We start from the raw sequence: 14,169 nt of genomic DNA, 5'->3' as shown, positions 1-14,169 counted from the left end.
ATACATAAACCTACGACTTATTGAATTTAAGAAAAGTTTTTACTTTCCGAATTTAAGCTGATTTCTGTAAACGGTCGGTTTATGCTATATATCAGTGGAATAGCGTATTTTAATTTCTGATCCATAATTTTTGCGTAAGTCTTATTCTTTAACATTTCATAAATTTTTCACACATTTTTAGCATAAATTTCACATAAACCATAGATATAAAGTCCGTTTTTTACAACCTGTTAATATATATACTACCTCAATTACTACGAAAATCTAACTGAAATTACCGATAAGAATGGCAAAAAAGACCACGACCACGAAAACTACTAGCAAAACCTCTTCCCGGAAAACTCCACCAGCGAAACGCACAGTTGTTAAAAAGTCCAAAAGGGTAGCGGATAAAGATATGTTCAAGGATAACGATTATATGCATGAACAGCTAGACAGACTGATATTTGCACTGGAGGCATTTAGGGAAGGAGATATTTCCGTTAGATTGTCTAAGGAGCGGAATGACAAATTCGCAGATGTAGCCGAAGCTTATAATACCATGGTTGAAATGATTGGGGGGGTAAGTACGGAAGTATCGCGTATATCACGTGTGGGAGGTATCGAAGGTAATTTGGATGCCAGAGCTGAATTCAAGGCTTCCACTGGGGTGTGGAAGGACATGATTGACAATATTAATATCCTGATTGAAGCAATTGCTAAACCGGTACTTGAAGTAAGCAGGATCCTAAACAGTATAGCAGCAGGAAAGCTGGAAGATAAATTTAGTCTTACGGTAACCGGTGATTTCAGGGCCATGGCCGATGTAATCAACCGAACCTTAGGCAGCCTGAATATATTTGCGGAACAGGTAACCCAGGTGGCCCGTGAGGTAGGAGTGGAAGGAAAACTGGGTGGTCAGGCAAGTGTACCGAATGTTTCCGGAACCTGGAAAGACCTTACCGATAATGTAAACCAGATGGCAAGCAACCTTACTGAGCAGGTAAGGGAAATAGCCGGAGTGACCACGGCGGTTGCTGATGGGGATCTCTCCAGAAAAATTACGGAAGAAGGTAAAGGAGGAGAGGTACTTGGTCTATCCACAACTATTAACAGGATGGTGGATTCCCTGAACATCTTTGCTGCAGAGGTTACGAACGTAGCGCGTGAAGTAGGAGTAGAAGGAAAGTTAGGAGGACAGGCAGATGTGCCGGACGTTGCGGGAACCTGGAAGGATCTTACGGTTAACGTTAACACGATGGCTTCAAATCTTACCGCTCAGGTACGAGAGATCGCTGGAGTGGCAACTTCAGTTGCCAATGGTGACCTTTCAAAGAAAATTTCCATTAATGTAAAGGGAGAAATAGCAGAACTTAAGGATACAATCAACCAAATGGTAGATTCCCTGAATATTTTCTCTGATGAGGTAACACGTGTGGCCCGGGAAGTAGGTACCGAAGGGAAGCTGGGAGGACAGGCCGAAGTTCCCGATGTGGCCGGAACCTGGAAAGACCTTACAGACAATGTAAATACAATGGCAAGCAACCTGACCAACCAGGTGCGGGAGATTGCTTCGGTAACAACCGCGGTTGCCCAGGGAGACCTTTCCCAAAAGATTACAGAAGAAGGAAAAGGGGGAGAAGTACTCATTCTTTCCAATACAATCAACAGCATGGTCGATTCTTTAACATTATTTGCTGCTGAGGTAACCCGTGTTGCCCGAGAAGTGGGTACTGAAGGAAAGCTTGGAGGTCAGGCTACCGTTCCAACTGCCGCCGGAACCTGGAAAGACCTTACCGACAATGTTAACATTATGGCCAGTAACCTGACTACTCAGGTTCGGGAAATAGCCAATGTGGCTACCGCGGTTGCTGATGGTGACCTTTCACAAAAAATTACTATTGATGTAAAAGGTGAGATAGCCGAACTGAAGGATACCATTAACCAGATGGTGGACTCACTGAACATTTTTTCTGATGAGGTAACCCGTGTTGCCCGTGAGGTGGGAACAGAAGGAATTCTTGGAGGTCAGGCTAAGGTACCGGATGTAGCCGGAACCTGGAAAGACCTTACTGATAATGTGAATTATATGGCCTCGAACCTTACCACGCAGGTAAGGGAAATAGCTAATGTGGCAACCGCAGTGGCAAAAGGCGATCTGGCACAAAAAATTGCAATTGAAGCCAAAGGGGAGATAGCAGAGTTAAAAGAAACTATCAACACGATGGTGGATTCTCTGAACATTTTCTCTGATGAGGTTACCCGTGTTGCCCGGGAAGTAGGTACCGAGGGAATCCTGGGCGGACAGGCGGAAGTTCCAAACGTAGGTGGTGCATGGTGGGAACTAACTGAGAATGTAAATACAATGGCATCAAACCTTACCACGCAGGTGAGAGAGATTGCATCGGTAACCAAGGCCGTTGCAAATGGTGACTTATCTAAAAAAATATCTGAAGAAGAGAAAGGGGGAGAAGTACTGGAACTTTCCACTATTATCAATACGATGGTGGATTCGCTGAATATACTTTCTAATGAGGTAACGCGTGTTGCCAGGGAGGTAGGTACTGAAGGAATGTTGGGAGGTCAGGCAGAAGTTCCTAATGTTGCCGGTGCATGGTTGGATCTTACTGATAATGTGAACACCATGGCTAGTAATCTTACCAGTCAGGTAAGGGAGATTGCCAACGTGGCAACCGCGGTAGCGAACGGGGACCTTTCACAAAAAATATCTATTGACGTAAAAGGAGAAATTGCCGAATTAAAAGACACCATTAACCAGATGGTGGACTCGCTGAATGTCTTTGCTGCAGAGGTAACCCGTGTTGCCAGGGAAGTGGGAACCGAAGGTATGCTTGGAGGCCAGGCAAAAGTACCCAATGTTGCAGGTACATGGAAAGGATTGACCGATAACGTGAACACTATGGCAAGTAATCTTACCACACAGGTACGGGAGATCGCGTCTGTAACCACAGCAGTAGCACATGGGGATCTTTCACAGAAAATTTCGGAACAGGGAAAAGGAGGAGAGGTACTGGAACTTTCTACCACCATCAATATAATGGTTGATGCCCTTAACATATTTGCAGATGAGGTGACCAATGTTGCCCGGGAAGTGGGAACTGAAGGTATTCTTGGTGGCCAGGCAGAGGTGCCAAATGTAGCGGGATCCTGGAAAGACCTTACCGACAACGTAAACCAGATGGCGAGTAATTTAACCTCGCAGGTACGGGATATTGCAGGAGTTTCTACAGCACTTGCAAGGGGAGATTTCTCCAGAAAAATTGATGTTGAGGTAAAAGGAGAGGTTCAGGAGCTTAAGAATAACATCAATGCGATGGTAGACAGTTTCACTACTATTGTAAAAGCCGCCAATACTATAGCAGAGGGGAACTTTTCAATTGAGATGCCACTTCGTAGTGAAGCCGATCAACTGGGTATAGCATTGAATTCAATGACCGAGAACTTAAAGAGAATATCGGAGGAAAATGAGAACGAAGCATGGATAAAGACCGGGCAGGCGGGACTTAACGACAGAATGCGTGGAGAACAGGACCTTTTGACCTTGTCTAAAAATATCATTTCATATCTAACTAAATACCTGGGTGGTCAGGTGGGGGTAATATATCTGGCTGAAAAAAATAAGGATAAGAGACAGTTGAGAATGACCGGCTCCTATGCGTTTACCCATCGAAAATCCCTTAAAACCACTTTTAATTTCGGAGAAGGTCTCGTTGGTCAGGCTGCCATAGAGAAAGAAGCGATTGTTCTTTCGGGAATACCCGGAGACTATATAAGTGTATCATCAGGCCTGGGAAAAACAGAACCCAGACACATTCTGGTTCAGCCATTCATGATTGATGGTGAAGTAAAAGGAGTGATCGAAATTGGATCATTTAAATCCTTTAATGATAACCAGCTGGAATTGGTTCGCTCAGTAGGAGAAAATATAGCTATTACGACAAATTCTTCCCTGGATAGGGAAAAAATGAAAGACTTACTCGAAGAGTCGCAGCGACAATCTGAAGAGTTGCTGGAACAACAGGAAAAACTAAAAATCCAGAGTAAGGAATTACAGATGGCCAATGACGACCTTGAATCAAAAACTAAAGATTTGGAGATGCAGAAAGAAGATCTGCAATCCAGCAGGGTTGAAGTAGAACGCAAAGCAAAGGAACTGGAGCTTGCCAGTAAATATAAATCAGAATTTCTGGCCAATATGTCTCATGAATTGAGAACACCATTGAACAGTCTTCTAATCCTTTCCAAGGATCTTAGTGATAACAGAAAAGGGAACTTATTTAAAGATCAGCAAAAGTCAGCCAGTATTATTTATGAAGGAGGGCTAAATCTGCTAAACCTTATTAATGATATTCTGGATCTTTCCAAAGTAGAAGCTGGTAAACTACAGATTCATCCTGAAGAAATTCTAATCGACAGCCTTGTAAATAATTTGCAAAATCAGTTCCAGCCACTGGCAAAATCAAAAAAGCTGAAGTTTACTATAGAAACGAAGACAAATGCGCCGGAAAGGATAATAACCGATGGGCAGCGATTAGAACAAATCATAAAAAACCTTATTTCAAATGCAATTAAATTTACTGAAAAAGGTTCGGTGAATGTCTCAATTGGCAAACCCGATACAAAGGTTACTTTCCGGGAAATCACCCTGTCTAAATCAGATGTTTTGGAAATATCGGTAGTAGATACGGGGATAGGAATTCCTGAAGCTAAGCGGATGATGATATTTGAGGCTTTTCAACAGGCGGAAGGAGGAACCAGTCGTCAGTTTGGAGGGACAGGACTCGGATTAACAATTTCTAGAGAACTTTCAAGGTTATTAGGAGGTGAAATCCATATAGAGAGTACAGAAGGAAAAGGAAGTACCTTTAAGGTATATGTCCCCGTGGACCTTACCAATGCACCCATAAAGGAAAAGGATGATGCTATTTCTTCATACAGGGATTCAAAATCTGACAAATCTCGAAATAATGAAGCGAGGGGAATGGGCAACACCAAATCAGAGGAAGTTCCGGAGGGCTATATCCATGATGACAGAGAAAATTTAAAAGTTTCCGATTACTCGTTACTGATAATTGATGAGGACAGGTTTCTTGCTCAAACAGTAAAAGAAATAGTTAAGAAATATGACTTTAAGTTGCTTTTTGCAAGGGATGGGAAAGAAGGAATGAAACTGGCCGTGCAATATCAGCCAAATGGTATCCTAATGAATGAGCAATTATCAGATATGAAAGGCCTTATCGTTCTGGATCATTTAAAATTCAATTTAAAAACCAGACATATACCGGTATATTTTATGGCAAAAGAAGATCGAAGTCGTGAAGCGCTAAGTAAAGGTGCAATGGACTTTAGTCTAAAACCTGTTTCCCCCAGGAATATAGAGAATGCCATACAAAAGATGGAACAACTAAACAATTCACTTGTTAGAGAAATTCTAATTATTGAAGATGACGAGGCAACTTTAAAGGCAATTAAAAGTATCCTGGAGAATAAGGAGATTAAAATCTTTACTTCGACTACTGGTAAGGAGGCATTAAACCTGCTGCAGTCTAAAAACTTCGACTGTATAATACTTGACCTTAAATTACCTGATATTACCGGATTTGATGTGCTTAAGAAATTGAAGTCCAGTCAAAAACCAAATAATATCCCCGTAGTGATATATACTGGAAAGGAACTTACAAAAGCAGAAGTCAGGGAGCTGTACAAATTCACAGATAGTATTTTAATTAAAGGTGCTTCATCACCAGAATTACTTCTGGATGAGGTTTCTTTATTTATACATTTTGACGAAAGTAAGCTTTCGAACCGGCAAAAAAAGATAATGGCGGACCTGCACGATCCGAAACATGGTTTGAAAGATAAAAAGGTACTGCTTGTAGATGATGATAAACGTAATTCCTATGCGCTTTCCAAAGCCTTAACAGACTCAGGTATAAAAGTGATTGTCGCAGATAATGGAAAAATGGCGATTGAGAAATTAGAGCGGGAAAAAGACATCGATATTGTTCTGATGGACGTAATGATGCCGGTAATGGACGGATACGAAGCCACCACTGAAATCAGGAAAAATTCGGCCTATAAAAATCTCCCTATAATTTCGTTAACCGCTAAAGCAATGCCAGAAGACAAGGCCAAAAGCCTGGAGGCAGGTGCCAATGATTATCTTACCAAACCGGTAAATATTGACAAATTATTAAATATAATGCGTTTATGGTTACACAAGTAATATAAGGGGAGTGGCAATATTCATTCTTTCACTTTAAGCATCCTGGCATCTTCAGGCAGGAATGATGGTTGAGTTGGTGCTTTTATATTGTTTTCAGGCAGTATTTATGGGGCATCAATACATTTTGATGCCTTATCTGGATGTTCATTTTATAGTCAAATAATTAGTAAGAATTTATAAATACTATTTCTTAGCATAGGAGGTTATCTTAGGCTTTTTCCTTTTTAAGTGCAATTTCCTGGAGAATATCTTTAGTAAGAGGTTTTGAAATAAATCCGGCCATGTAAGGATATTGCTCCATTTGCTGTGAAAAATCTTCAATCGATGAAGAAAGTATGTAGATTTCTGCGTGTTGTAAAATTTCCGGTTTATTTTTTTCTAATACATCCAGGAATTCCCAACCGGACATTGAAGGCATGTTAAGATCTAGAAACATCACGGTTTGGTTTTTATCGTTTAGTTTTTCTTCATCATTTAGAAAAGATTCTAATGCCAGGTCCGGATCCTGAAAAAGTATTACCTCGGCATTAGAATTGAATTTTTTAATTACATGGCTGCATATCAAATTATTGGTTTGATCATCGTCAATTATAATAAACTGTTGTGGCTTCTTCATCATTCAATTTTTTTATCGTTTTTTCCTCTTCCAATTCAATTGTAAATACCGTTCCTTTCCCAACTTCACTAGAGACCGAAATTTTTCCACCCATCAATTCCACCTGGTTTTTGACCATAAAGAGTCCCATTCCTTTTCCTTCTACGTGATGGTGGAATTTTTTATACAAACCAAAGATCTCGTTGCCTCGTTTTTTCAGGTCTATACCAATCCCGTTGTCTTTGAATGTAAGGATAATCTTTCCTTCTTTTTGATGGGATCTTATTTGTATAATCGGAGTATTATGATTCTGGCGATATTTGATACTATTAAAAATGAGATTATAGAAGACACTGTATAAATAGGTTCTGATTGAATTTAAAACAGGCACATCATGGAAATCGGTAATTATTTCTATATTTTCCTTTTGAATAACCTCACTTATACCAGACTTAATGGAACTTACCAGTTCGTTCAAGTCAACAGGTTCCTTTTTTACACTGGTCTCTACCTTTACCTGTAGAATATCATTGAGGTCTCTGACTATTGAATCTAATCGTTTTACATTGTCCAGCATCTTATTCTTAAAATCATTCTTGACTTCTTCCGGATAATCTTCATTCATGAGATCTCCTAATCCTAGAATGTTGGCAACAGGAGCCCTGAGGTTATGGGAAACTATATAGGAGAATTGCTCCAGACCTTTGTTAGCCGTTATAAGTTCTTCAGTATACTTTTTTAGTTCCCGGTTTAGCTCCCTCAGTTCCTGGTCTGCTTTAACACGTTCTGTAACGTCCTTGGAAATACTAATAAAACCGGTAAGTTTACCTCTTTCATTGTATACTGGGGAATTTGTAAGAAAAACATCAATAACCTCCCCATTTTTTGTCTTTACTCTTAAATCGCGGGAATAGGTTTCCTTAAGTTTTTTCCCGTCGTAATTTACAGGTACTTTTTTTTGTGAAAACTGTGGAAGATATTTATCGATCCGGACACCCGAAACTTCCTCTATAGCCCAACCGTACATTTCGGTGGCTGCATTATTCCAGTAAACAACCTTCCCTTTAACGTCTGTAGCTATTACTGCCTGGCCAATTTTACTCAGGAGGTTAGCCTGGAAATGGTTTTCGGCTTCTGCCTTAACCCTGTCTGTAATATCTATTCCTACACATTGTATTTCATCAAGTTCAGTAGTATCTTTTAAATAGATAACATCCCACATGGTAGTCTTTACTCCTCCCTTGGTACAGGGCTTATCTATTTCAATCTGGAAAACCTGATTTGGGTTGGCAAGACATTTTTTTGTTACTTCTTTAACCCGGGCATAATGATAAGGCATTATTGAAGCCTTGGATTTTTTGCCTATAATTTCTCCATCAGGATAGAGCGATCCAAAGTCATCGCTAAACTTTTTATTAACATAAGAATATCTTCCCTGCAGATCAATTCTTACCATATAATTCGTCTGAGATTGTATAAGGCTTTTATACCATGATTTACTTTTCTCCAGTTGTAATAATGCCGTTTTCTTGTCGGTTACATCTTTAATAGCTCCTACCATGCGTATAGCCTTTCCATCTTCACACCTTACGACGGTTCCTCTTTCAACAACATAAGAATATTCGCCATCAGCTCTTTTGAATCTGTATTCAGCCTGAAAAGTTTCATCTCCCCCCTCAAGTACTTTATAAAGATAATCAACTACATTAGAGTCATCGGGATGTACATTTCTGGTCCATTCATCAATATCGCAAGGCATGTCCTTTTCGTCATATCCAAAAATTTTGCTGAATTCTCCACTCCAAATAATTTTATTTGTTGTGCAATCCCAATCATAAATAACCTCTGATGTTGCTCTAAGTACAAGTTCATACCGGGTGTTGCTTTCCTGTAAGGATTTTTCTGTTTTGATCCTGTCTGTAATATCAATTCCCACTCCCTGGACTTCCATTGGTTTTCCATTAGAATCTGTTAAACAAATAAAATCCCATAAAGTAGTTTTGGTACCTTCCTCTTGTTGCAACTTGTCGATTTCAACCTGAAAAACTACATTAGGCTTCTGCAAACATTTTCTAAAGGTTTCCTCAGCTCTGGCATAATGATAGGGTTCAACAGAACTTTTTGCATGAGTACCAATGATCTTACCTCCGGGAAATAACCATTTAAAATCTGAATAAAACTTATCATTGCAATACGAATAATTCTCTTCTAAATCTATGCGGATAAGGTAATTCGTTTGTGATTGCAGAATTGCCCGGTTACGGGCCTCACTTCGGGACAGTGTTTCTGCAATTAACTTCCTTTCTGTAATATCCTGTATGCTTCCGCTAAAGATTATATTTTTGGAGAGACTGGATGAAAGTCTGCCTATCTCATGAACCCATTTCTGAGTACCGTCAGGAAGAATTATTCTGTACTCTATATCAAAATCTTTAATTCCTTTTAGAGCAAGTTTATGAGCTTCTTCAAACTTGTTTTTATCTTCTGGATGAATAGTGTCTTGAAGAAACTTTAATGTGGGGTTAAAATCTTTCCTTGTTTGGTTCCAGATGTTATAGACTTCTTCAGACCAGTAAAGTTTTCCATTAGTCAAATCATTCTCCCAGTATCCCAGTTTGGCAATTTTTTGGGCTATCTGCAATTTAGAAGTCTTAGACTTTAACCTGCGAAGGTAATCTTCCTTTTCAGAAATGTCTAAACACATTATTAGATGACATCTTCGGTTTTTATATTCCAAAAAATACTCATAGGTTTCTACTGTAACCGGAGAGTTCCCTTTTTTTAAATGAACCCTTCGGTGTTGAAAAACTTCTCCTTCCTTCTGGTCCTTTTTCTGCAGGTTATTGCGATGATTAACTACTTCATTATCAGGTAAAAGATCAAGTATGGTTAGGTTAAGGAGTTCCTGTCGTGTGTATCCATAATTCTTAATTGCAGCAAAATTCACTTCCTGGATTTCATAATTTTCGAGATCATAAATAAAACAGGGAAGAGGACTATTTTTAAAAAGCTGTTTATATTTTTGTTTTGATGTTCGTAGTTGTTCGTCAGCCTTCTTGGTTTCAGAAATATCTCTAATGATCATAGAGGTCATATTCTGGCCATCTCCACTCGTAAAGACCGAGGAAGTTATTTCAGCAGGAAACCTACTACCGTCTTTTCGTTTCATCATTAACTCAGCTTTGAGTCTGCCAGTGAGTCTTCTTTCTTCTAAAGACTTTAAAAAATTAGGATCACTAACGTCAACTAAACCTTTTCTTCCTGCTGAACAAATTTCTTCTTCAGTCATTTGAAAAATCCGGCATGCGGCAGCATTAGCGGCAAGAATACGGCCATCGGTTACAGTAAGAAGGATTCCATCTAAACTGTTTTCATAGATTGCTTTATATTTTCTGTTTTTTTCGTTTATCTCCTGTTCTGTAACCTTGCAGTGAAGGGTTTTTTTGATTATTGCAGGAAGTTTATTCAGCCTGTCAGAATAGAGGAAGTCGTTCACGATTCCACTTTCAAGTAAAGGTAGTACTAAGTGTTCATTCTCTACCTCAGTCAATAGAATTAAAGGAATTTGTTCTTTTATACTGGACAAATATTTCCTCAGCGATTCAGTATAATTATCATGGTAATCAGCCAGGATAAGGTCCGGTTTGGTTTGCTTTTGGCGTTCAAGGAAAGTCTCAATTTTTTTATATTTCCCAGATTCCACTACTTCAACATCAAAAAATTCCTTTTTTAATATTTCATGTACTTTTCCGGTAAAACCGGAATTAGAAAAATAGAGAAGACGTGTCATAGAAAAAGCTTCATGTCTCGATAAAATGCCAATAAATACCTATGGAATACAAAATTACGGGAGTAAAGATAATTTTTTTTAGAAAATATTAACAATTGACGCGGATGTTTTTTGCAGAAGAAAACCGGATTCTATGAGTGTAGGAATAATAAACAATTAGTTTCTTCCTTAGATTCCTATAGCCAGGGGGAATAAAAGTTCTAAGAACACCGAATTACTTCCTGAAAAGTGAAGTCATTTAATACCAGATGATATGCAAAAACCAGTTAACGCAGTGATGTAATAGTTCTTAAGTGTTCCCCATTTGAGCGATCCTTTCATCTTCTCATTATGGTACTGAACAATTTCATTGAGTGTTTTATGATCCTCATCCAATCCCAGGTAGGAAGCTTTAATTTTTTGGGCTGTGATGAGCGAATCCTTGTCCAGAAGCTTTTTATGGGTATCCAATAGATTGGAATACACCTGGTCCAAATAATCATTTATTTTTCGTATTTGGGGTGAATTTCTTTTTTATCTAGATTTTGAAGTATTTCATTTATTCACTGGAATCTTTCTTTTTAGACTCAGTTCTGAGCATTTTCCATTGACCGTGATACGGGCATAAATAGATAACTTGTCTTCCTTCGCATTTAATTTTCTGGAAAAAAGAGCACGGAAAAAGTAGTAAAATCAGGCATTTCGAACGTCTTTAAGTGATGCAATAGTTTTCAAAGACGAAAATCAAATCAACCGAAATGTTCTCCTAAGATAAAGAAATGAATTTTAAAATGTATTCACCGAATCATTCACTGAAACAGATACATTTATATGATATCAGATAATGTTGTTAAAAACAAAAAACACTTAAAATCAATAGATTAACAAACAGTGTTTTATTTCTTGTTTCGATAAGATTCGTCGGGGTGGAAGGATTACCTCCCTATGGTCGGTGATCCTGAGTTTGGTGTTGTTGCTCATCAAAATCCAATCAGGCTTCGCCCTTTGTCTTTTTTGTTTGTTTCCAATCCGAAGTAAACTTCGATTTTCTCCAAACAAAAAATCCAACCACGTTGTGTGATTGGATTTTTCTGGTCGGGATGGCAGGACCAATTACTACTATTTCCATATGATTTTAATTAATGTATACAGAGGTATAATCGGTAAAGAATATATATTAAATATAAATTATATTCGATTTTAACTCTATTTAGATCATTATAGCATTTAATGAAGCAAAGGTATGTTGTCCAAATGTTGTCCAACAATCAAATCGCTTTTAATGTGGTTTTGCGCATTATAACGCATTTTAGAAGAATTGATCGATTTAATTTTTAAATGTAACCGTTAAACTTTATATTTGATTTTAAGGCTGGGACAAAGCTGATGGTTACGTTTTATTATCAATACACGAGAGTGTATCACGTGCAGAAATCGGCTGACACGTGGACAGACATTCCAAACTGCCAAATACAGGTGCAAACTGGCAACAGTTCGCAGATACCCTGGAGCAGGCAGCAAGATGTCTTCGGTTCTATATCTACTGATGGTAACATAGTTGCTGTTATGTAATATATGAATTTAATTCTAACAATGAGTGGCGCTACGCAAGCTTAGCTGAAGTAGCATAAGGCATGTACCATCATTAAAAGCAAGCCACGACCAGCCTTTTTTTTATTCTATATGAAACCAGATTGGCTGAAGTTTAAAAAATATCCCCACATAGGTAAACCTTTAACTAAGAAGGATACAAAATGGATAATAGGATATGTTACCGATGAAAAAAAAATTGCCAAGCATAAGTTCACACCACTTCTACACAAAACTATAACGCAAAGAAAATTTCGTGCTAATAGTAGTTCAAAAAAGAATCCTTCTGGGAAAAGAACAAGAATAATAAAAACTAGTAAAGTCAGACCAATTTACTATCCATCCCATTTGGATTCAATCATCTATAGCTATTACAGTAACGAACTAAGTAATGCATATAATGATTTTGTAAAAGACAAAGGTTATAATTCAAGTTCAGTCGCATATAGAAAAATTCGAAATGAGAATGGAAAAGGAAACAAATGTAATATTGAATTTGCATTCGAGGCATTCAAATTTATAGAAGATCATAAAGAAGAAAAATTATCGATGATCGTTTCGGACATAACTTCCTTCTTTGATAATCTAGATCACAGAATCCTTCATTCGAAATGGAAAGAAGTTCTCAAAGTGAATGATTTACCGGATGATCATTATAATATCTATAAAAGCTTAATAGCAAAACGATACGTAAATGAAATAGATTTATATGAAAGGTTCAAAAATAATCTTATCGTTGAGCGGTTTCTAAAAAACGATAGAACTAAAATTCAACTTAAGAGAAAATCGGTTAAGAAAATATGGTATCTCAGAAAGGAAAGAGTAAAAGCCTTTTGCACAAAGAAAGAATTTTTTTCACAGGCGATTGATTTAATTCGAAAAGAAAAACCTTGTAGCCATCAACATCAAAGATGTAGAGGTAACTGTGAATATAGAGGCATACCCCAAGGGACACCTATCAGTGCTACTCTTGCTAATATTTATATGATAGATTTTGATGATAAAGTCTACGACATATGTAAAAAGAGGATGGCGTTTTATCAAAGATATAGTGATGACCTTATAATTATATGTAATCAAAAAGATGAAGCATATTTTTATAATCTAATCCAAAATAGTGTAGATAAACTTGTTAATCTCGAAATTCAAAGAGAGAAAACTAAAATTTATAGATATCAACAAGAAGAAAATGGCTTCACGGGTGGTATCGTTGAGGATGAAGTAGTATCCGAAAATAAACAGTTGGAATATTTGGGCTTTGAATATGATGGAAGTAAGGTTAGAGTGAAAACTGTTGGATTTTCAAAGTTTTACAGGAGTATGAAGAGATCTTTTAGAAGAGGTATTCACTTTGCATCAAAACCTGAAAATAAATCTCATAATTTATTTGAAGAAAGACTCTATAAAAGGTTTTCTTATAAGGGAGCAAAGAGAAGAATGATTTGGAAAAGGGATCCGTCTAGCGAATCAGGTTATAGTAAAACAAATGAACAATATTGGGGGAATTATATTAGCTATCTAAACAAAGCTAATCACGTAATGAAACAAATTAATGAAGATGATACTATAAAAAATCAGTATTCCCGTTTTTGGAAGAATTTTGGAAAGGAAATGAAAAAAGCATACCAAGAGATAGGTGAAAATGTTTCCATCTAATGTTTACCTAACTCATCATATTTTCTGTTTCTGTTTCTGTTTCTGTTTCTCTTTCTGTTTAGAAAATATCAAATAACTTTTTAATCAGAAGTTCGAGTCCATATTTCTGATTTTTATAATATGATACTCTCGAGATCACAATAAATATCGCGTTAACAAAATGTTAAACGAGTTCTGAATTAAATTAAGAAAAATGTTGTCCAAATGTTGTCCAAAAAGGATTGTAGAAACACGAAACCCCCTGTAAATACAGAGGGTTTCAAAAACTTAAGTCGGGGTGGCAGGATTCGAACCTGCGGCCTCCTGCTCCCAAAGCAGGCGCGATAACCGGGC

General features: G+C 37.7%; 6 protein-coding genes. 2 read left to right on the top strand and 4 right to left on the bottom strand.

The annotated features are described in order from the left end of the window. The first annotated feature begins 286 nt into the window (after positions 1-286). The gene (locus LU635_RS08440) at positions 287-6,226 is read left to right on the top strand and encodes a HAMP domain-containing protein (RefSeq protein WP_240098125.1); all 5,940 of its coding nucleotides are present in this window, start codon (positions 287-289) and stop codon (positions 6,224-6,226) included. Between the two features lie 208 nt (positions 6,227-6,434). Here the strand turns inward: LU635_RS08440 and LU635_RS08435 are convergent, their stop codons facing one another. From LU635_RS08435 to LU635_RS17295, 4 genes are all read right to left on the bottom strand, one after another. Then, the gene (locus LU635_RS08435) at positions 6,435-6,845 is read right to left on the bottom strand and encodes a response regulator (protein ID WP_240098123.1); all 411 of its coding nucleotides are present in this window, start codon (positions 6,843-6,845) and stop codon (positions 6,435-6,437) included. Then, entirely contained in the window at positions 6,811-10,611 is a 3,801-nt protein-coding gene (locus tag LU635_RS08430; protein ID WP_240098120.1) for a PAS domain S-box protein, read from the bottom strand. The genes LU635_RS08435 and LU635_RS08430 overlap by 35 nt, the downstream gene beginning before the upstream one ends. 234 nt (positions 10,612-10,845) lie before the next feature. Then, positions 10,846-11,085: a hypothetical protein gene (locus tag LU635_RS08425; RefSeq protein WP_240098118.1), complete on the bottom strand. Its 240-nt coding sequence runs from the start codon at positions 11,083-11,085 to the stop codon at positions 10,846-10,848. Between the two features lie 60 nt (positions 11,086-11,145). After that, a complete protein-coding gene (locus LU635_RS17295; protein ID WP_479876589.1) occupies positions 11,146-11,208 on the bottom strand; it encodes a hypothetical protein in 63 nt (20 codons plus the stop codon). 1,065 nt (positions 11,209-12,273) lie between these two features. On the opposite strand from LU635_RS17295, the gene LU635_RS08420 reads away from it, so the two are divergent. Next, entirely contained in the window at positions 12,274-13,836 is a 1,563-nt protein-coding gene (locus LU635_RS08420) for a reverse transcriptase domain-containing protein (protein ID WP_240098116.1), read from the top strand. Positions 13,837-14,169 lie beyond the last annotated feature (333 nt).

Origin of the sequence: Christiangramia crocea, assembly GCF_022410465.1 — a bacterium.
Classification (GTDB): Bacteria; Bacteroidota; Bacteroidia; order Flavobacteriales; family Flavobacteriaceae; genus Christiangramia; species Christiangramia crocea.
The sequence above is the reverse complement of the archived record's forward strand: the minus strand, read 5'-3'. Positions and strand labels throughout refer to the sequence as shown.